General features: G+C 40.9%; 19 protein-coding genes and 2 tRNA genes. 12 read left to right on the forward strand and 9 right to left on the reverse strand.

The window, feature by feature from the left end; all coding sequences use genetic code 11:
• Nucleotides 1-80: 80 nt before the first annotated feature.
• The 3 genes from B9T23_RS08790 to B9T23_RS08800 all read left to right on the forward strand — a co-directional run bounded on the left by B9T23_RS08790 (nt 81) and on the right by B9T23_RS08800 (nt 3,525).
• A complete protein-coding gene (locus tag B9T23_RS08790; RefSeq protein ID WP_086193846.1) occupies nt 81-968 on the forward strand; it encodes a pirin family protein in 888 nt (295 codons plus the stop codon).
• 427 nt (nt 969-1,395) lie between these two features.
• A complete protein-coding gene (locus B9T23_RS08795) occupies nt 1,396-2,694 on the forward strand; it encodes an FAD-dependent oxidoreductase (RefSeq protein WP_213033037.1) in 1,299 nt (432 codons plus the stop codon).
• A gap of 3 nt (nt 2,695-2,697) precedes the next feature.
• Nucleotides 2,698-3,525, forward strand: a complete 828-nt coding sequence (locus B9T23_RS08800) for an SAM-dependent methyltransferase (protein ID WP_086193847.1) — start codon at nt 2,698-2,700, stop codon at nt 3,523-3,525.
• An 85-nt stretch (nt 3,526-3,610) separates the two neighbouring features.
• On the opposite strand, the gene B9T23_RS08805 is transcribed toward B9T23_RS08800, so the two are convergent.
• The 3 genes from B9T23_RS08805 to B9T23_RS08815 form a co-directional block, all read right to left on the reverse strand.
• A tRNA-Thr gene (locus tag B9T23_RS08805) sits at nt 3,611-3,686 on the reverse strand.
• A gap of 82 nt (nt 3,687-3,768) precedes the next feature.
• Nucleotides 3,769-3,996 carry a hypothetical protein gene (locus B9T23_RS08810; RefSeq protein WP_086193848.1) on the reverse strand — a complete coding sequence of 76 codons (228 nt, stop codon included), beginning with the start codon at nt 3,994-3,996 and terminating at the stop codon, nt 3,769-3,771.
• A 285-nt stretch (nt 3,997-4,281) separates the two neighbouring features.
• Nucleotides 4,282-4,371, reverse strand: a tRNA-Ser gene (locus B9T23_RS08815).
• A 122-nt stretch (nt 4,372-4,493) separates the two neighbouring features.
• Here B9T23_RS08815 and B9T23_RS08820 point away from each other — a divergent pair.
• A complete protein-coding gene (locus B9T23_RS08820; protein ID WP_086193849.1) occupies nt 4,494-6,374 on the forward strand; it encodes a potassium transporter Kup in 1,881 nt (626 codons plus the stop codon).
• An 89-nt stretch (nt 6,375-6,463) separates the two neighbouring features.
• Here B9T23_RS08820 and B9T23_RS08825 read toward each other — a convergent pair whose 3' ends face one another.
• A complete protein-coding gene (locus B9T23_RS08825) occupies nt 6,464-7,210 on the reverse strand; it encodes a hypothetical protein (protein ID WP_086193850.1) in 747 nt (248 codons plus the stop codon).
• A 254-nt stretch (nt 7,211-7,464) separates the two neighbouring features.
• Here B9T23_RS08825 and B9T23_RS08830 point away from each other — a divergent pair, with 254 nt between their 5' ends.
• Nucleotides 7,465-8,583, forward strand: coding sequence for a DNA/RNA non-specific endonuclease (locus B9T23_RS08830; protein WP_086193851.1), 1,119 nt, complete (start codon nt 7,465-7,467; stop codon nt 8,581-8,583).
• A 69-nt stretch (nt 8,584-8,652) separates the two neighbouring features.
• Nucleotides 8,653-8,898 (forward strand): hypothetical protein, encoded by a 246-nt coding sequence (locus B9T23_RS08835; RefSeq protein ID WP_067725561.1) that lies wholly within the window; start codon nt 8,653-8,655, stop codon nt 8,896-8,898.
• Nucleotides 8,899-8,974: 76 nt separating this feature from the next.
• Here B9T23_RS08835 and aqpZ read toward each other — a convergent pair whose 3' ends face one another.
• Both aqpZ and B9T23_RS08845 read right to left on the reverse strand, forming a co-directional pair.
• The gene (gene aqpZ, locus B9T23_RS08840; protein ID WP_086193852.1) at nt 8,975-9,664 is read right to left on the reverse strand and encodes an aquaporin Z; all 690 of its coding nucleotides are present in this window, start codon (nt 9,662-9,664) and stop codon (nt 8,975-8,977) included.
• Between the two features lie 129 nt (nt 9,665-9,793).
• Nucleotides 9,794-10,795, reverse strand: a complete 1,002-nt coding sequence (locus tag B9T23_RS08845) for an AraC family transcriptional regulator (protein ID WP_067725563.1) — start codon at nt 10,793-10,795, stop codon at nt 9,794-9,796.
• 103 nt (nt 10,796-10,898) lie between these two features.
• Between B9T23_RS08845 and B9T23_RS08850 the strand changes: the two genes are divergently transcribed.
• Nucleotides 10,899-11,495: a sterol desaturase family protein gene (locus B9T23_RS08850; protein WP_086193853.1), complete on the forward strand. Its 597-nt coding sequence runs from the start codon at nt 10,899-10,901 to the stop codon at nt 11,493-11,495.
• A gap of 380 nt (nt 11,496-11,875) precedes the next feature.
• Here the strand turns inward: B9T23_RS08850 and hisF are convergent, their stop codons facing one another.
• A complete protein-coding gene (gene hisF, locus B9T23_RS08855; protein ID WP_086193854.1) occupies nt 11,876-12,634 on the reverse strand; it encodes an imidazole glycerol phosphate synthase subunit HisF in 759 nt (252 codons plus the stop codon).
• A 113-nt stretch (nt 12,635-12,747) separates the two neighbouring features.
• Between hisF and B9T23_RS08860 the strand changes: the two genes are divergently transcribed.
• The 3 genes from B9T23_RS08860 to B9T23_RS08870 are packed head-to-tail and all read left to right on the forward strand — an operon-like array spanning nt 12,748 to nt 14,760.
• A complete protein-coding gene (locus tag B9T23_RS08860) occupies nt 12,748-13,698 on the forward strand; it encodes a homoserine kinase (RefSeq protein WP_086193855.1) in 951 nt (316 codons plus the stop codon).
• A gap of 15 nt (nt 13,699-13,713) precedes the next feature.
• Nucleotides 13,714-14,337, forward strand: coding sequence for a DUF1294 domain-containing protein (locus B9T23_RS08865; protein WP_086193856.1), 624 nt, complete (start codon nt 13,714-13,716; stop codon nt 14,335-14,337).
• Nucleotides 14,338-14,367: 30 nt separating this feature from the next.
• Entirely contained in the window at nt 14,368-14,760 is a 393-nt protein-coding gene (locus B9T23_RS08870) for a DUF4870 family protein (RefSeq protein ID WP_086193857.1), read from the forward strand.
• Nucleotides 14,761-15,061: 301 nt separating this feature from the next.
• On the opposite strand, the gene B9T23_RS08875 is transcribed toward B9T23_RS08870, so the two are convergent.
• Nucleotides 15,062-15,421 (reverse strand): helix-turn-helix domain-containing protein, encoded by a 360-nt coding sequence (locus tag B9T23_RS08875; protein WP_086193858.1) that lies wholly within the window; start codon nt 15,419-15,421, stop codon nt 15,062-15,064.
• 97 nt (nt 15,422-15,518) lie between these two features.
• On the opposite strand from B9T23_RS08875, the gene B9T23_RS08880 reads away from it, so the two are divergent.
• Together B9T23_RS08880 and B9T23_RS08885 are read left to right on the forward strand one after the other, a co-directional pair.
• Nucleotides 15,519-16,850, forward strand: a complete 1,332-nt coding sequence (locus B9T23_RS08880; protein WP_086193859.1) for an APC family permease — start codon at nt 15,519-15,521, stop codon at nt 16,848-16,850.
• A 41-nt stretch (nt 16,851-16,891) separates the two neighbouring features.
• A complete protein-coding gene (locus tag B9T23_RS08885) occupies nt 16,892-18,304 on the forward strand; it encodes an NAD(P)/FAD-dependent oxidoreductase (RefSeq protein WP_086193860.1) in 1,413 nt (470 codons plus the stop codon).
• Between the two features lie 55 nt (nt 18,305-18,359).
• Here B9T23_RS08885 and B9T23_RS08890 read toward each other — a convergent pair whose 3' ends face one another.
• A complete protein-coding gene (locus B9T23_RS08890) occupies nt 18,360-19,262 on the reverse strand; it encodes a DMT family transporter (protein WP_086193861.1) in 903 nt (300 codons plus the stop codon).
• Between the last annotated feature and the right edge of the window lie 3 nt (nt 19,263-19,265).

Consider the following 19,265-nt stretch of genomic DNA (forward strand, 5'->3'; position numbering starts at 1 on the left):
ATATTGCTCATGCGCTAGGCTGGCTACTTTAAAAGTTTTAAGATAAATCCATATTATTTCCTAGTGATAGGAGCTTTGAAATGAAAAAAATTATTGGCATTTACCGTAACCAGAACATGCATTGGGTGGGTGATGGCTTTCCAGTTAAAAACCTGTTTTCCTACGATCGTTTAGGGCAGGCAATTAGTCCATTTTTACTCTTGGACTATGCAGCACCGTACCATTTTAGCCCAACCACGCAGCAGCATGGCGTCGGTTCTCATCCACATCGTGGTTTTGAAACGGTGACGCTGGCTTATCAAGGTGGGGTGACTCACAAAGATTCAGCAGGGGGCGGCGGCCAGATTAAAACGGGTGATGTGCAGTGGATGACTGCGGGTGCAGGTTTAGTGCATGAAGAGTTTCACTCTGAAGAATTCGCCAAGAATGGTGGCTTGTTTGAAATGGTGCAGCTTTGGGTCAACTTGCCTGCAGCAGACAAAATGACTGCACCTAAATATCAGGCCATTGAAGCACAAGAGATTCCTGTGATTGAGCTTGAAAAGGGTGCAGGACATCTCCGCGTGATTGCCGGTCGCTATATAGAGGATCAAGCAGAACATAGCGGTCCTGCTTCTACTTATAGTCCTGTGAACGTATGGGATGGTGAGTTGAAAGCAGAACATGTGCATCACATTCATGTACCTGTCGATCACAATGTACTGGTTGTGGTGCTATCCGGTGAAATGCAGTTGAATGGAACGCAGCATGTTCAAGACAGTTCCATTGTCCTGTTTGCTCAAGATGGTGAAGCCGATATTCAACTGCAAGCGATGAAAGATAGTAAATTCTTGGTGCTCAGCGGACAGCCTTTGAATGAGCCAATTCAGGGCTATGGTCCCTTTGTGATGAATACCAAAGATGAAATCGTTCAAGCCTTTAATGACTTTAATAACGGCAAGTTTGGTGAGATCCCGGTTGCCAGTTAATTTTAGCCATTCATTGGTCATTCAAGAAATAAAGAAGCCCCTAAATTTTTAGGGGCTTTTTGCGAAATAAATTTTGTTGTTTTTACAGCATTTGCATAGTTATGGGGTATTAAAAGTGAATCTGGTGGTCAAGTTATTATGTGATGCATCATAGTGGTATTTTATACTTTTGTAAAACGATCGTTATAATATTGGTTAATATATATATGCTTTTTTAAAGGACTTTTATGGTTTATTAGGAAAAATTTCAATATTTTCTTATATTTATTTTAGATTTTTTCTATGTAAATAAATGTAAAAATCTTTCTGGTATCCTTGATGATGACTTTTGTTAAAAGAACATATTCTGGAATATTTTAATACCGCCTTTTAATCTCGCTTGGTTCATAATTTCAAGAATCTTATATGTAACTGACGGATAATAATTTTGGATATTGCAGTTATTGGTAGTGGCATGGCTGGGCTAGCTACCGCCAGAATTCTTAAAGATGCAGGGCATAGCATAACTATTTTTGAAGCATTGCCTGGACGTGGTATGGATAGCCATAGCATTGAATTTGAAGGCGGCTTAATTGATGCACCCTTGCGTGTAATGAACCCTCATTTGTGGAAAAACACCCTCAGTTTGGCGACGTATTTAGGTATACCTACTTTCCCTGTCCGTACCTATATGGCATGCAGCTGGTTGTTTGAAGATCGCACGGAAACCTGGTTAACGACCACCCGTAGTCGTATTGGTAACTTTCCGATTATTAACAACCGTAAAGGGCTTCAACAATACGGCTGGCGCTTGGTAAAAGGCATGCTGCAACTGAAAGCTGCCATCGCCAGATTCTTCAGATCAAAGAATCAAGATATTACTCTGGCTGAATTTATCAATAATAATGATATTGAAGAAGTATTCTGGCATGGCGCAGTGATGCCGGTGCTTTATACCATTTGTACCTGTAACCCAAAAACCATTGGCGAATGGCCTGCAAAACCTTTATTGACGTTCTTGCGTCAATTGACAGATGGCGATGCTTTATTACGTATTCAAGGTGGCACGCCGGCATTGGTAGACAAGCTGATTGAAGGCATTGAAATTCATAATAGCTCTGCCATTACCCAGGTTAAAGAACACGAAAATGGTGTTTTAGTTGAGAATGCATTGGGTGAGCAACGCATTTTTGATCGTGTCATTGTGGCAACACCGACCAATAAAATTGAAACCTTTTTAAATAATGAACAATTTGCAGATGATATTGCGCTGTTAAAGAAATTCAGATTTGAAAAGGGTCAATTGGTGATTCACACCGATCAAACTGTGATGCCACCCAAGCGTAAAGATTGGGCAGTACTCAGTTATATGATGGATCGTAAATTTACCCGTCAACAGTTCACCGTGTGGTTGAATTCGGTTGAGCCAAGTCTGGTCGGTAAAACGCCAGTGTTCCAAACCTGGCAACCGGTGACTGACATTGATCCTAAAAAAGTCATTTCCAGCGTTACATTAACTCGTGCTGTGGTGGACTCACAAACAGTAGCTTTAAATAAAGAGCTGCAACAACGTCATAAAGATCTAAACCGTAAAGTGTTCTATTGTGGTTCTTGGTCTTGTGATGGTTTGCCACTTTTAGAATCGGCAGTGACTTCAGCAATGAATATTGCAGAAATTTTGGGTGCCCCATTGCCGTTTGTGGGATTAAAACCTAAAGTTGAGGTTGCCCCACAACTCGGCTACTAATACATGAAATGGCTTCAAGCAATCCAACAGCAATTTTCACAACATAAGTATGCAATTAATGCAAAACAGTTAGGGGATGATGCTGAACTCGCTTGGAGTAATTTGGGTTATTGGGATGATGCAACGTCATCCTATCCCGACGCTTGTCGTCAATTGGCAGATCGGTTGGCGCAAGCAGTCCATTTAACTTCAAATGACAGCTTGCTCGATTTAGGCTGTGGGCAGGGCGCAAGTCTGGTTCATTGGCAGCAGCATTATCATGTTCAACACATTGAAGCTGTGGAATTACAAGCCAGTTGTGTGATTCAAATTCAAAAACATCTTCCTCAACTTGCTGCGATTCACCAACACTCTTTTTTAAATTTAAAACAGATTCAGTTCAAATCTGACTTTGATGTGGTGTTATGTATCGATGCGGCCTATCACTCAAATTTGAATTCATTTCTCGATTCAGTGGGGAGTGTTTTAAATTCAAAGGGCAGACTGGGTTTTCATTATCTAATGTTGTCTGAACAATGGCTAAATTTAAATTCATTCCAAAAACAAAAGTATCAGTGGTTGTTAAAAGCAGCGGATGTGAATCTGGATAATTTAATGAGGGAATCAGTCCTGAAGCACACCTTGCAGACTTATGATTTTGCGGAGATTGAAATCCGTGATTTATCTGAAGCCGTTTTGCAGGGTTTTGCAAATTATTTTCATAAATTGCAGCAATTGCCACAACAAACTATAGGCTTGGATGCATTTAAAATTCGCATGACAGCAAAGTTATGTCACAAGCTTTACGTCGATGGTTTGGTCAAGTATGTGCAAATCAGCGCGAAAAAATAATAAGCACTAACATTTTAGATATTCTTTGAAAAGCGAAAGCCCAGAAACAACAAAGCCTCACTAAAAAGCGAGGCTAAGTATAAAATGGTGCCGGCACACGGATTCGAACTGTGGACCTACTGATTACAAGTCAGTTGCTCTACCAACTGAGCTATGCCGGCAACGTGGGATGAATAATAGCGAATTTTGTTAAAAACGCAAGCCAAAAAATGAGCGATTGAATTGCATTCATATTTAGCAGTATTATTTCTTCCTTAAAATTTGATCTAAATCTTCAGCACATTCTTCTAATGTTAAAGCCATGTCGATTTGCATTTGTGGCTTGAGTTCATCTGCGAGCTTTCTCCATTGTTCAATTAAACGTATGGCTTTCTGAACTTTATGTTTATTAATATCTTTGGCAATGGTTGGGGTATAACCGCCACGTTTCGCATTCTTGATCTGTTTTACATAATTAAGGCTGGTATTCATGCTTACTCCCGAATAGCAGTTTTTTATATGTTGAATGTAATTTTATGATTCGATTAAAGGTGCTGTAATACGATTATTATCAGCAGAATATTGCAGCTTTATGATAATTTTTTAAATTGTTATTTTTATTGTCAGTTGATTCGAAATTCTAAATAAGAAGATTAAAAAATTATTTATAGTTATGCATAAAAATTTTGAAAATAAATGAATCAAGTAGGGTTTTAAGCGATTTTATAAGCAATAAAAAAAGACCTAAATCGTTCGATTTAGGTCTTTTTCAAATTCTGGCGGTGAGAGAGGGATTCGAACCCTCGATACGCGCAAACGTATACACACTTTCCAGGCGTGCTCCTTAAGCCACTCGGACACCTCACCATTGCGCCGCGATGATAACCAAAAAAAGCAACTCTGCCAAGTTGAAACAATTGATTTAAAGCAAAAGTTTTATCTCGGTGATATGATGGCGAAAAAATTGTGTCTACAAACGAAGACAAAATATGCAAAGTACTGCAAAGAAAGCCGCCTTGCCTGTGATTACCCTCGCAGCGCTTGGGGTTGTATTCGGAGACATTGGTACCAGTCCATTGTATGCCCTTCGACAATGTTTCCTCACCGCCCATCTCGCTATTACTGAAGCATCAGTGCTTGGAATTTTATCACTGATTTTTTGGTGCATGATGCTGACGATTAGTTTCAAATACGTCACCATCATTATGCGTGCGGACAATAATGGTGAAGGCGGGATTATGTCGTTATTGGCATTGAACCTGCGGACCTCACGTATTGCCGAGAACAAAAAGATTTATCTGATTGCTTTAGGCTTTATTGGTGCATCGCTGTTCTTTGGCGATGGCATCATTACCCCGGCAATTTCTGTCTTGTCAGCCATTGAAGGCTTGAGTATCGCCACGCCCATGTTTAACCAATGGTTAATGCCTTTAGCGATTGGTATTTTGGCCGGATTATTTCTAGTACAACGGCATGGTACGGCGACCATGGGGAAATATTTTGGTCCCTTAACCATGGTTTGGTTTTTATCCATTGGTGCACTGGGTGTGTGGAGTATTATCCAAACGCCATTTGTATTAACCATGGTGAGTCCGCATTGGGCTTTTAACTTCATTGTCCATCAACCCTATGTGGCTTTCCTGACCATGGGTGCAGTCATTCTGACTATGACCGGTGGCGAAGCCTTATATGCCGATATGGGGCATTTTGGTCGCTTACCGATACGCCTCGCCTGGTTCATTATTGTTTTACCTTCTCTACTGTTTAACTATGCAGGACAGGGGGCACTGTTGCTCCGTAACCCAGATGCAATTGCCAATCCATTCTATATGCTGGTTCCCGACTGGGCTTTATTCCCCATGATTGGTTTAGCAACTGCTGCGGCAGTCATTGCATCACAAGCGGTCATTACGGGCGTGTTCTCAATGACCAATCAGGCGATTCAACTGCGCTATTTGCCGCGCTTAACCGTGCATCACACCTCGGATGTTGAACAAGGTCAAATCTATTTGCCGTTCATCAATTGGGTGTTATTCATTTCGGTGGTTATCCTGATTTTATTGTTTGAAAATAGTGCCAACCTCGCCAGTGCATATGGGGTTGCCGTTACCATGACCATGCTGTGCGGGACGATTTTAATTTCGTTCCTAGCCTATGGTTTCTGGCGTTGGCCAGTGTGGAAAGTGTTGTTATTTGCCGTACCCTTTTTGCTGATTGATTTTGTTTTTGTGGCATCAACTTCATTAAAAATTATTTCCGGTGGTTGGGTACCAATTTTGATTGGTGCAGTGGTTTATACCATTTTGATGACCTGGAAAGCAGGCCGAGAAATTGTACTTGCACGTTTGGAAAGAGATGCATTACCGATTGATCTGTTCATCAAAAGTATTAGCATGAGCGCGGAAACACACTTTGTTCCGGGTGCTGCAGTATTCCTGACAGGTACGCCAAATATTGTGCCGCATGCCATGTTGCATAACATTAAGCATAACAAGGTACTGCATGAGTTGAATATTATGGTGACGGTCATCACCCGTGATATTCCTTATGTGGCCGAAGAAGAGCGGACTAAAGTCGAGAAACTGGATGATCGTTTCTATCGTATTTCAGTGTATTACGGTTTTAAAGATCAGCCCAATATTCCAGAGGCACTGGAACAGGCCTATCAACAGTTAGGTTTTGACTTCGACATGATGCAAATGAGCTTCTTTATTTCACGTGATCGACTGATTCATACAGTCGGAGATGGCTTGTCTCCGTGGCGTGAAAAACTGTTTATTTCCATGCAACGCAATACCAGTCCAGTCAGCGATTTTTATCAGATTCCACCCAATCGTGTGGTGGAGCTGGGCAGTCAAATCGAAATTTAACGGCCAGAAATTACAGACAATAAAAAACCAAGGTGGAAAATCCTTGGTTTTTTATTTGGAGGATGAAAGCCCTGAAAACGAGAGGGTGATTAGTTCTCTGTTTGTTCTGCAGCCGGAGCTTCTGGAGAGGCATTCACTGGCGCATCTGTAACATCAGCTTCTGGTGCTGCTTGTACAGCATCATTTGGCTGCATAGCTTCAGGTGTAGCAGCAAATGCTTCATTTGTTTCAGCAGTATTCACCGGTGCTGCAGCGGCAGCTTCATTAGTTCCATCTATTTGCGACATATCCGCAGCATTCACGGGTGCATCAGCAGAAGATGAAGTCATTGAGGCAGCAGCTACATTTTCATCAGCATCATTCACTGGCGCTTGTGCAGCCGCAGCTTGTTGATCCATCACTTGTTCAGCTTGTTGCGCAGCTAATTCAGCATTGGGTTGCATTGGGTCCGCACTTTCAGGTGCAGCTTGAGCTGTTTGCTCAATAGCAGGATTATTTGCTTGCTCTGGTGATGCTTCAACAGTTTGTGCTGTTGTATTCATATCCGCAGCTTGTGGGGCGGCTTGTGATGCATCTGCAGCTGAATTGGTTTGTACTTGTTGGGCCTCAAATCCAGCTTGAGTCGGTTCAGCAGCGATTTGGCTTGCATCGACAATACGGATTTGACCACTTGTCACTAAATCTTGAATTGAACCTGCTTGACCATTCACGGTAGTAGTCACTTTAACTTTAGATAAACTTTCTAAAGAATCGCCAGGTTGAATTGCGGGTTCTGCGAATGCAGTTGCACTCATTAGTCCTGTCACGAGACTTAAACCTAAAAGCTTCGAATGCATAAAATACTCCGTAGAAATAATAATTCCGAATCTTGCGTATTTTTACCTTGTCATAATTAGGATCGGTTTTTCAATCAAACATACGTAAAGCCATTAAGAGTCTTTATAAAAGCTTTAGAAAATGAGACATACTGTTACAACAACTGTGCTTTTGTTAACCATGTTTTGCCTAAATGTTAAACAAACAACTTTCGCTACATATACTTCATTTTCACTGCTTGTTAAGCTCGTGGAAAATGAGTGTTTATCTAGAAATGGCAATTAAGAAACGTAAAACCAGTAAATCTTGGGTTCAACTTTTAAATCAAAATAGTTTAAAAATTATTTTAGGTTTGGTCGCGACCAGTAGTTTTGCGATTGCGTTTGGACAAGAAAAAATCCAGCAATTTGTTTCATTGCCATCTTCATCAAATTCGGCTTGTTTAGATCAATTTTATCGTGATGTTCCACCTTATTTAACAAAAGAAAGTCTCAATAAAAATACTTATCCGCTGTGTTTTAATGGTTTCAATGTAATGTATTCAGGGGTGTCTAAAACGCCTTTGTGGGTTGCAGAAGCCTTGACTCCACAACGTCTCAGTCAAAAAATTCCGCGTGAAGACAGTTTTCATGAAGAAACCAAAGTTAAAGTGGAACATCAGGCGACATTAGCGGATTATAAAGCATCAGGTTATGACCGCGGACATATGGCGCCGAATGCAGACATGCCTAATAAAGCTGCGCAGTATGACAGTTTCTCTCTAGCCAATATGGTGCCGCAAGCGCCTAAAAATAATCAGCAGGTCTGGCGTGAGCTGGAAGAAGCCACACGTGCGATTGTGACCAGGCAGAAACAGGATGTATATATTGTAACGGGGCCGGTGTACTCAGCTAAAAAACTCAAAACGATTGGTAAAGGTGTAATTGTTCCAACAGCGACCTACAAAGCCATATATATGCCAAAAACAGGGGCTGCAGGTGTGTACTATGCTGACAATACCCTGAAAGCTACTGCACCAAAAGTTCATGTGATCAGTATATGTGCGTTGGAAGACCTCACTGGGATTAATATTTTTCCTCAGTTAACAGAAGATCAAAAGCGCAATACTTACAATTTGCCATTAAAGGCAAGTGCGGTCAAAGCGACGCAGAAAATTGCCTATTCACATTGGGATGCAGAAAGCCAGTGTGCTGAAGAAGTCAGTGCAGATGCGCTTAGCGCTTTGCAGAAACAGTTCAAATCATCCTCGGTAAAATCGTCTTCAACCGCTACGCCTACACAATCGGGTGAGAACAAGAGTGCGGCACCAACGATCGATCCAAATACCCAAGATGCAATTGTTAAACAATTGATTGAAGGACTTTTACAGTACATTTTACAGTTGTTGAAATAAGCCTTTTTTAGGTAGGATGATAAAAATCATCCTACTTTTTAAATAACAACAAAGATCAGTGAGAATACAATGTTCAAGCCTTTTGTAAATGGTACCGAATCGCATGCTATCCACGACCTCACTTTAGAAAACCAAGAAGATTGTGTCAGTATTTATGGCAATTTACAGCTAACTAAAGATCAGGCTGGCTTGCAAGCTGCCAAGGCTTTACAGGCCTTTTTGAATGATGTGGTCAGTGCCCTAGAAAATGAACCCAATTTGCCTGAAAAGATTGATCGTCAAGATGAACAGGAAATTGAAAATCCATTTTTATAAATAGCTATAAAAACAAAATGTTCCACATGGAACATAAAAAGCTCACCTGATGTGAGCTTTTTTTATGGATGATATTTTAGTCTTTTTCGGATGCAACCACTTTATAAATTAGCGCGCCAAGAATGGCACCAAAAATCGGAGCTACCCAGAATAGCCAAAGCTGGCTTAATGCAGCTGTTTGCGCAAAGAAGGCAACACCGGTACTCCGTGCTGGATTAACCGAGGTATTGGTCACTGGAATACTGATTAAATGGATCAGGGTTAAAGCCAGACCAATCGCAATAGGAGCAAAACCTGCAGGTGCGCGTTTGTCAGTCGCGCCCATAATCACAATCAGGAAAATAGCGCTGAGTACCACTTCAATGATTAAAGCCGAGGTCATTGAATATTTACCCGGAGATAATTCACCAAATCCATTGCTGGCAAAACCGCCTGTACCGACAAAACCAGCTTGACCTTGTACAATCACATATAAAACCAGTGCCGCTAAAGTCGCGCCAACGACTTGGGAAATAATATATGGGATCAGATCTTTGGCATCGAAACGGCCGCCAAACCACAAGCCTATACTGACCGCAGGATTAAAGTGTCCGCCAGAAATATGACCCAATGCATAGGCACCTGTCAGCACGGTCAAACCAAAAGCCAACGCCACGCCGGCAAAGCCAATGCCCAAATCAGGAAAGGCTGCTGCAATTACTGCGCTACCACAACCACCAAACACTAGCCAGAATGTACCAATCAATTCAGCGAGATATTTATTCATTTTATTCTCCAGATTTTTTATAAATTTTTTAATAATCTCAGGTGACATTTTATATTTATCGAGAAATTGAACATTTCTCAATTCCAACATGGTGAATAGACATGACACTTGTATGACTGGAATTCGATTTTAGCAATATTGTTGTTGTCGCCATTGTTGTGGTGTAGAGCCAGTCCATTGTTTAAAAGCACGTTGGAAGGCACTTTGTTCAGAATAACTCAGCAATAAAGCAATGTCTTGCAGGCTTAAATGTGGATCTTTTAAATATTGTTCTGCCAGCAGATGTCGAACTTCTTGCATGCGCTGTTGATAGCTTGTGCCTTGTTGTTGTAAATGGCGTTGCAGCTGACGTACTGACATGTTTAATTGTTGGGCAATGGGTTCGATTTGATACAGGTTTTTTTGTAAGCCGGTTAAAATTGCCTGTTGTAGACGTTGATCCAGTTGGGTGGAATTGGGAAGCTTGTCCAGCAGCGCTTGAGCTTGCTGCATAAGCAGATGTTGCAGGGTTTGATCACCTTGCTGAAAAGGTTTGGCAAGCTCGTAAACAGGGACAATAATTTGCGCAACTGGTTGTGAAAAGCGAACTTTACAACGGAAATATTGCTCATAGAGCGCGATATTTTTCGGTGCCGGATGAACGAAATGAACTTCATGCACGTGAATATCATCAAATTCCATGAAGTGTTTCAGAAACTGAAATAGCAAGGCGATAGAAATTTCATGGGTGAGTTGGGTGGTTATATGAAAGGGAATATCTCCCCAACCAATCGTTAAATAGTTACCCTGCATATTGACATGTAAAGCACTGCCATCGTAAATCAAGCGGTGAAAATCATAATAACGTTGTAACACTTCCCCCAAGGTATTACAGGACAGCGCAATATAAGCAATGATACCGAGATGTTTGGGTTGTACAAATTCGGCAATATCAAGTCCTAATGCAGGAATTTGCCGATGTTGTTGCATATCCGTCAGTAAGTCACGCCAAAGACTGAAGTCAAAGCGTTCCAGATTTTGAACTTGTTCCAGTTTTTTAGAAATAGTTATGCCTTTAGCCTGGCTATAGGCATAGAGTAAATGTCCAAGTCCCCCATAAACGGAGCCGGTATAATCTTTAAATTGTTGCATATTGATCTTTTTATTGTCGTAATTTGTCAATGAAGTTTTATGTTATGGTCAATATTTAGCACAGTTCATTGCCTATATTCAATACAATTGATGGAGAAGCGATATGTGGAAAGGTTTTCTGGTTGGATTAGTGGTGGCCAATGGTTTTGAATGGATTGCACATAAATATATTTTGCACGGTACACATCGAAGTGGAAAGCCGCGTTATAGCCCTGTGCCAGAGAGTATGAAATCGCATTGGGAGCATCATCGTGAAGTACGAAAAACTGCATTTCATGACCATGGCTATGTCGAAGGCATTTCAAACTGGCGCACTAAAAATGAAATCATTTCTCTGGCAGTGGTGGCGACGAGCACCAGTTTAATGTTTTATCCTGTCTCGAAAGGTATGGCTTTTGCCGCAGTCTATAGTGCCTGTAATTATTACTATATTCACCGCCGTGCGCATTTGGAGCCGGACTGGGCAATGAAAAAAATTCCCTGGCATTATGATCATCATATGAATTCTAATCAGGATGCCAACTGGTGTGTGACCAAACCTTGGTTTGACTATGTGCTCGGAACCAGGGTGATTTCGTCGAAAGATTTGCAAGAACAGAATCCGCTGGGCATCGCATTGCCACAACCTATTTCAAAGTTATTAAATTTTGTTGCAGCTACTTATCTTCCTGCAAAATGGGTAGAAAAAGTGCCTCAATGATCGGTCGAGAAATAAAGGATCGAGCGTTTATGGTTTTTAATTTTAGCGAGTTTGAACTAATCTTTTGATTTTAAATGGACTCTCGATACTGACTTTTTAAGTCATGTCGTAAATTGTCAATATTTTTGGCATTGATGGTCAATATTATACTGCTTTTTTATTCTATATTTGCCGCATCACTAAGTTGTAACATAATTTGACCGAGTGAATGTATATATCTTTATGTTGTACGTTACAAGAAACCACGCGCTGTAGTTTTCTTGGTTTATAGGGAGTCTCTAAGACTCCTTTTTTTTATCTGAAATTTTTATCATGGCCTCATTAAAATAAAAAAGAGTGTTTTAACAACACTCTTTTGTACATGACAAAGCATTAAAATTTTAGAGACGCATTTCAATGCCTTGTGCGGCTAGATATTGTTTTGCTTCAGGAATGGTATGTTGACCAAAGTGGAAAATTGATGCTGCTAGAACTGCATCTGCTCCGCCGAGTAAAATACCATCCGCTAAATGTTGTAAACAGCCGACACCACCCGAAGCAATGGTAGGAATGTTCACGCGATCATTGATTTGACGCATTAATTTGAGGTCATAACCCGATTTGGTGCCATCAGCATCCATCGAGGTAATCAGCAGTTCACCTGCGCCATATTCAGCCATTTTCACTGCCCATTCAATGGCATCAATACCGGTCGGTTTACGACCACCGTGAGTGAAAATTTCCCATTTATTGTCACCGGTTTTTTTCGCATCAATGGCGACCACAATACATTGTGCACCAAAGCGTTGCGATGCTTCTTGTACAAATTCCGGATTAAATACTGCAGCGGAGTTAATGCTGACTTTATCTGCACCCGCATTGAGTAATGATCGAATATCTTCAACTTTACGCACACCGCCACCCACGGTTAAGGGAACGAATACACTTTCTGCCATACGTTCCACAGTACGGTAAGTGGTGTCACGGCCGCTCGAGGTTGCAGTAATGTCTAAGAAGGTAATTTCATCGGCACCTTGTTCATTATAGCGACGCGCAACTTCAACCGGGTCGCCTGCATCACGAATATCAAGGAATTGCACACCTTTCACCACTCGACCATTATCTACGTCAAGGCAAGGAATAATACGTTTAGCAAGCATAATTTTTTCCAAAAATAACAGCCGATTATGAAACTTCGCCACGAAGGTGCTACACCTTGGTAGTTGGAGAAGGTATTCTATCAAAATTATGTAAGTTTTTTTGCAGGTTTTCTATGTCGGTTTATACCACTTTGACTTTACAGGAAGTTCAGGCTTTTGCAGCACCTTATGGATTAGAGGTGATTGACCTGATTCCCATTCAAGGAGGTATTCAGAATACAAACTATTTTTTAGTTTGTGAAAATGCTACGCAGTATGTACTCACTATATTTGAAGAGATGGATGAGCAAGGCGCAGGGGAATTGGTTCCAGTACTCGAGCATTTAGGCAAATATGGTTTAGCAGTACCAGTGCCGTTAAACTATGCGGGTAAAGCTATTCATACTCTAAAAAATAAGCCTGCTCAAATTGCACCACGCATGATGGGTCAACACCCGATGCCATCGACTGTGGAACAAGCACAAGCAATTGCCATTGCCCAGGCGAAAATGCATATCGCATTACAAGATTTTCCTTTAGAACGGGCAGAATATCGTAATCATGATTATTGGTTACAAGTCGCTAAAGAATTAAAACCGACTTTAAATCCTGCGGATGCTATTTTATTGAGTGAAGTGCTCGGTCTCTATGATGCTTTAACTGCGGTCTATCCCAACCGTCCTAAAGGTTTTATTCATTCAGACTTGTTCCGTGACAATACCTTGTTTGAAGGGAATGAATTAAAAGGTATTCTTGATTTTTACGAACTGAATAAAGATGAATTTCTGTTTGATATCGCCATTACTTTAAATGACTTCTGTACCGAATATCCAGACGTGCATTTAAATGAAGTTAAGGCACAAGCGTTTCTGGAGGCGTATGAAACCATACGTCCATTAACGACTGATGAAAAATCCTGCTTAGAGATATATTTGGCTATGGCAGCAGCTCGATTTTGGCTGATGCGTTTACAAGTTGCACAAAAAAATGCTCAACAGGGACGTACTGGAGATGATATTTTGCAGAAAAATCCACAAGAGATGCGTAATATGCTCGTAGAGAGACTAAAATTTGTGACTGCTTAAAAATAGGAAATAAAAATGCGCGATCAGGGGCGATTAGTCGAATGGTTTGATGACAAAGGCTATGGTTTTATTCAACCGAATGATGCCTCAAAAGATCGCGTGTTTTTACACATTAAGGACTTTGCTCGTCAAGGCCCACGTCCAATTGTCGGTTGTGCACTGGAATACACAGTATTACTGGATGGGGAAGGACGTTTCCGTGCGCAACAGGTGATGTATCTCAAAGCATCGCAAACACAAAAAATATTGCCCAAACCGAAAAATGTAAATGTACAACAACAAAAATTAAAACCCATGCAAATCGCCTGTGTGGCTTATATTCTGGCTTTGGCCGTTTTCACCCTATTGGGGTTATTGAGTGGAATGGTGTTGTTATTTATCAGTATCATTAATGCCCTGACTTATTGGTTGTATGCCCAAGATAAAGAGGCAGCTCTGCTGGGCAATCGCCGTGTACCTGAACAAACCTTACATATTTTATCCTTTCTTGGGGGCTGGCCTACAGCATGGCTGGCACAGGAAAAAATGCGCCATAAAACACAAAAACAACCGTTTAGAAAGATTTATTTTTGTACCATAGCCTTAAACATTCTTTTGATTTTATGGCTGATTTCTCCTTTAAATGTCATTAAATTTTAAAGGAGAACGATTACTTTAAAAGGTATAACAATGAATTATTCTATAGATAAAGACTCTAATCGTACCCTGACTTTAATTCTTTATGTCCTTTATATTATTGCCATTTTTTCAGGTGGTTTACTGGCGGTCATTGCATTAATCATTAACTATGTCAAACGCAGCGATGTACGTGGTTCTATTTTTGAAAGCCATTTTACCTGGCAAATTCGTACCTTCTGGTGGTATTTATTCTGGAATATTATTGCTTTTATTCCGTTCTTTTTCTTATTTTTTACCGGTGAAAATACCGATCTTTTTGCAGGTGTGGCACTTATTGCAACCACATTCTGTCTCACAGTTATTGGTATTTCCTGGATCTGGATTGTCTATCGTGCCATCAAAGGCATTATCCGCTTGAATGATAATGAGCCAATGTATCAATAACTCGCTTTATTCCCAATATTGAAGGTGGCTTTATGCCGCCTTTTTTAGGCCTGGTGAATTGTGAGCCTTATAATTTTTTGCACTGCAATGAACCACTTTATTTAATGTCTGCTCAAATTTAGCCACTTTGTAAAAATGTACATTACCTATTTAATTTATAAAGTATACATTTTTAATAAATTAAACTTATCTTTTTAATATATTAAATTTACGTTTTTAATAAATTAAACTTACTTTTATGTACATTTAAATATATAAATTTATCATTGAAAATGAATCGAAATAAATGCTGATTGATTCATTAAGAATAGAAGCGTCCACGACGGCGACGTAGCCCTAAAACATGAATGGCACGCACCAAAACAGCATAAGAAACAGGGTAACCAAATTTCTGTTCAAAGAGCGGAATTAAATCACTGATATTTTGAAATTTTGTATTTTTTACAAATACTTGAAATTCATTCCAGTCTTTAATATGGCTAGGAGCACCACGGTTTTTTGCTGGTTTTTGGAGTAAATCTCCTGTTTCTTCTTCCAGCTTAATCCATGCATCAAGCGTCACGCGAGAGATGTTGAATTCCTTGCAAACTGCCACCTTGTAATCGGTTTTTTTATACATTTGAATAGCTGCCTTTCGAATTTCTAAACTGTACTTTGGCATTTACTTTCGCCTGAGTTAAATATTTATATTTTTATTATATGGCATAGTCATTGCAAATGAACAAATAACTCAAATAAATAATGTTCAGGTGACATGCATGGAAAAAACGCAAGTTTCTTTCAAAAAAATGTCTTTATGGCAAGTGGTCATTATTGGTATCGCATATATGACCCCGATGGTGGTCTTCGATACTTTTGGTATTGTTTCAGGGATCACGGATGGACGTGTACCAATGGCCTATATTTTAGCCTTGGCTGCCATGTTGCTGACCGCATTCAGTTATGCACGTTTTAGTCGTATTAGTGATAAATCAGGTTCAGCCTACACTTACACCGCAGAATCTTGTGGCGCAAAGGCAGGATTTTTTGTCGGTTGGTGTTCATTACTGGATTATATTTTACTGCCTTTAGTGAATGCGTTATTGGCAGGAATTTATCTGGAAGCGGTGATTCCAAGTGTGCCGTATTGGGTTTGGGTCAGTTTGTTTGCCGGACTTGTCACGCTGATCAATTGTTTCCGCATTAATATCTTAGCCAATCTCAGTTTGATCTTTGTCTTGGCGCCGCTGTTGTTGATGGGACTGTTTGTTTATCTGGTGATTCAAGGTGTGGGATCGGCACAAGGTTATGAGCATGTGCTCACGGTTGCTCCTTTATTTAATGGCGATACCTCGATTCTGCCACTGATTGCTGGTGCATCGATTCTGTGTTTTTCATTCTTGGGTTTTGATGCCGTGACCACTATGTCACATGAAACCAAAGATCCGAAACGCACCATTCCGCGTGCGGTCATCTTGACCACTTTAATGGGTGGAGCAATTTTCATTACGGCTTCGTGGTTTATCCAGCTGTATTTCCCGAGTAACGTGCGTTTTAACAATCCAGATGAAGCATTACCAGAAATCGTGCTGTATGTCGGTGGGGCATTATTCCAAGCGGTATTCCTGTGTGCACAAATCATGAATACCTTTGCTTCAGGGCTGGCAACCCATGCCAGTGCATCTCGTCTCATTCATATCATGGGGAAAGATGGCATTTTCCATAAAGGCACTTTTGGTCAACTGCACAGTAAATTAGGCACCCCACTGTATGCGGTGCTCACCATCGGCTTTATTTCCTTAATGGCAATTGCCCTCGATTTGGCTACTGTAGTAAGCATGATTAGTTTTGGCGCATTGATTGCCTTTACCGCGGTGAACTTCTCGGTTTTTATGAAGTTCTATGTGCTAGAGAAGCAACGTGCAGGCGTTAAAAATAAATTTATGAATCTGATTTTACCACTGATCTCTGTAGCAGTGATTATGTGTTTATGGTTCAACCTGGAACGATCAGCCCTTCTTTTTGGCTGCGCATGGCTGTCTATCGGTGTGCTGATCTTCCTGTATAAAAAACTGAAAAAGCAAAATATTGTGATTGGCAATGCCTACTAAATCAAAGTTTAAACATAAATTGAAAATAGAGAGTGAACAAAATGAATATCAATAAGCCAGTATTTGTCGAAGATGTTGAATTTAAACTAAGCCGTAATCAGCAAAGTGGTAAAGAGTGGAACTGGGTCAATCCTAAACGTGGTGAGTTTGATTTCCCCGCGAACTACTATGAAAGTTCACTAGAACAGTGGCATCAGTTTGATGCATTAAGTGCCGACATTGAATGTGATGTCGTGGTGATTGGTGGTGGTTTGTTAGGTGCTTCCACAGCCTTACATTTATCCGAGCAGGGGATAGACACTGTACTGGTGGAAAAAAACAGGATTGGCAGCGCAGCTTCAGGTCGTAATGGCGGACAACTGACTCCCGGCTTGGCCCGTTGGGAAGCTTCCGAGATGATTGAGCATTTCAGTTATGAAGATGCCAAAAAACTCTGGCATTTCACCTCAACCGAAGCAATGTCTTTAATCGATTCCATCGCGGATCAATACGGGTTAGAGATGCAACGTAAGCGTGGACATATTACTGCTGCGGTACATGAAGGACACTTGGTTGGTTTAACCCAAGGTTCAGATGCGCGAAAATTCTTAGGTGAGGCACATACCCAAGTCATAGGTAAACATGAGTTGATGGGGCATATTAATTCTGACAACTACTGCGGCGGCTTGTTCGATTCATTGGGTGGACATATTCATCCACTGGCTTTAAACCGTGGCCTGGTTTATGGTTTCTGTAAAAATGGCGGAAAAATCTATGAGCAAACAGAAGTGCTTTCTGTTGAAGAACGGGAAGATGGCATCTATGTAACCACTTCAGGTGGTGTGATTAAAGCACGTAAAAGTGTGGTCATGGGCGTGCATCATGCATCGTTTAAACTCTTAAAAGAACATAACCAAACTACGATTCCGTTCTATACCTATGTTTGTACTACAGCACCTTTGGAAGTCGATTTAAAAGATTTACTACCCACCGATGCACCTGTGTATGACACACAATTCCAGATTGATTACTACCGTGGTGTATCTAAAAACCGTTTACTGTTTGGCGGAGAGGGCACAGGTTCTTGTTGGAGTCCTGAAAAAACCCATCAATATTTATTGGGTCGGATTAAACATGTGTTCCCACAATTACAAAATGTAGAACTTGATTTTGTCTGGAGTGGAACAACAGATTTAACCATGAATGGTGCAGCAGATAGCCGTAAATTTGGCAATAAATTCCCCATTTATGCGGTACAGGGGTGGAGTGGTCATGGTGTGGCACAAACGGTGCGTATTGGTAAAGCCATCGCGGATGATTTTTGTGGCAAAGCCGATGATTTCAATATGCTGACCAGCATTCAACACAAAGATATTTTGTTTGGTCGTGCATTGGCACCTGTGGTGATCCCCATGGCGAAAAGTGCTTATGGGCTAGGGGCAATGATTAATCCAGGGAAAATGGTGTCGTTTTAAGCGATTTTGTTCCCTCTCCCTGCGGGAGAGGGCTAGGGAGAGGAAAATTAAACTCTTAAGGATTCACCTTTTCATTCTTCTTTAAAAAATTCGGTTTCCATTCACTGACAATCACACCCAGCACTACCAATACACCACCTAAAATGGCAACTAGAGGTAAGCGTTCACCGGCTATTCGTCCAATTAACGCTGCCCAAACCGGCTCACCTGAATAGATAATTGCGGCTTGAGACGGATCAACTTCACGCTGTGCCCAGTTCATGACCAGTTGAATGGCTGCACTGGCTAAGCCCAGTCCGCAGAGAATAGTCATAAGTGGCCAAGAAAAAGATGGATTCCACGATTCATCAGCTATAGGCATCATGCAAAAAGCAAAAAGAGAGGCAAAACCCAGCTGAATGACGGTCACACGGCGGACATTGACTTTACCGGCAAAGAAACCAATCAGAATAATTTCAAGGGCAATGGCGATTGAACCGAGAATGGTAATGCTTTGACCAAAGTTCAGCTGGATTTGACCAAAGCTATTGCCAGTCAAAAACACTAAACCGAGAAATGCCAGTGCCGCACCACACCAAGTCATGATTTGTGGAGTCTTACGGAATAACAACCACAATAAAATCGGCACTAAAGGCACATACAGCGCCGTTAAAAAAGCTGATTCACTGCTGCTGATACTTTGTAGCCCAATGGTCTGAGTACCATAGCCAATCGCGATCACCAAGCCAATCAACGCACCTGCAGCAATTTCTTTCAGATTGATTCTGCTTAAATCTTTCCAGGAAAAAAGACAGACAAACAGCATGGCTGCAGCAAAACGACAGCCAACAAAAAACATCGGACTGGCAAAATTTAAACCGTATTGCACAGTGAGGAATGAGCCACCCCAAATCATGGTAATCAGAATTAAAGCAAGCTGCGGGGCTTTGGTTTTAAACCAGGAAGAAACGTTTGACATGTC

The organism is Acinetobacter terrae, assembly GCF_002135195.1.
Classification (GTDB): domain Bacteria; phylum Pseudomonadota; class Gammaproteobacteria; order Pseudomonadales; family Moraxellaceae; genus Acinetobacter; species Acinetobacter terrae.

What these genes read in the sequence shown, in the direction of transcription:
- B9T23_RS08790 (WP_086193846.1), top strand. Translation starts at nt 81, where the DNA reads ATGAAAAAAATTATTGGCATTTACCGTAACCAGAACATGCATTGGGTG.
- hisF (WP_086193854.1), bottom strand. Translation starts at nt 12,634, where the DNA reads ATGCTTGCTAAACGTATTATTCCTTGCCTTGACGTAGATAATGGTCGA.
- B9T23_RS08870 (WP_086193857.1), top strand. Translation starts at nt 14,368, where the DNA reads ATGAATTATTCTATAGATAAAGACTCTAATCGTACCCTGACTTTAATT.
- B9T23_RS08835 (WP_067725561.1), top strand. Translation starts at nt 8,653, where the DNA reads ATGTTCAAGCCTTTTGTAAATGGTACCGAATCGCATGCTATCCACGAC.
- B9T23_RS08800 (WP_086193847.1), top strand. Translation starts at nt 2,698, where the DNA reads ATGAAATGGCTTCAAGCAATCCAACAGCAATTTTCACAACATAAGTAT.
- B9T23_RS08880 (WP_086193859.1), top strand. Translation starts at nt 15,519, where the DNA reads ATGGAAAAAACGCAAGTTTCTTTCAAAAAAATGTCTTTATGGCAAGTG.
- B9T23_RS08850 (WP_086193853.1), top strand. Translation starts at nt 10,899, where the DNA reads ATGTGGAAAGGTTTTCTGGTTGGATTAGTGGTGGCCAATGGTTTTGAA.
- B9T23_RS08825 (WP_086193850.1), bottom strand. Translation starts at nt 7,210, where the DNA reads ATGCATTCGAAGCTTTTAGGTTTAAGTCTCGTGACAGGACTAATGAGT.
- B9T23_RS08845 (WP_067725563.1), bottom strand. Translation starts at nt 10,795, where the DNA reads ATGCAACAATTTAAAGATTATACCGGCTCCGTTTATGGGGGACTTGGA.
- B9T23_RS08865 (WP_086193856.1), top strand. Translation starts at nt 13,714, where the DNA reads ATGCGCGATCAGGGGCGATTAGTCGAATGGTTTGATGACAAAGGCTAT.
- B9T23_RS08885 (WP_086193860.1), top strand. Translation starts at nt 16,892, where the DNA reads ATGAATATCAATAAGCCAGTATTTGTCGAAGATGTTGAATTTAAACTA.
- B9T23_RS08875 (WP_086193858.1), bottom strand. Translation starts at nt 15,421, where the DNA reads ATGCCAAAGTACAGTTTAGAAATTCGAAAGGCAGCTATTCAAATGTAT.
- B9T23_RS08890 (WP_086193861.1), bottom strand. Translation starts at nt 19,262, where the DNA reads ATGTCAAACGTTTCTTCCTGGTTTAAAACCAAAGCCCCGCAGCTTGCT.
- aqpZ (WP_086193852.1), bottom strand. Translation starts at nt 9,664, where the DNA reads ATGAATAAATATCTCGCTGAATTGATTGGTACATTCTGGCTAGTGTTT.
- B9T23_RS08820 (WP_086193849.1), top strand. Translation starts at nt 4,494, where the DNA reads ATGCAAAGTACTGCAAAGAAAGCCGCCTTGCCTGTGATTACCCTCGCA.
- B9T23_RS08830 (WP_086193851.1), top strand. Translation starts at nt 7,465, where the DNA reads ATGGCAATTAAGAAACGTAAAACCAGTAAATCTTGGGTTCAACTTTTA.
- B9T23_RS08810 (WP_086193848.1), bottom strand. Translation starts at nt 3,996, where the DNA reads ATGAATACCAGCCTTAATTATGTAAAACAGATCAAGAATGCGAAACGT.
- B9T23_RS08860 (WP_086193855.1), top strand. Translation starts at nt 12,748, where the DNA reads ATGTCGGTTTATACCACTTTGACTTTACAGGAAGTTCAGGCTTTTGCA.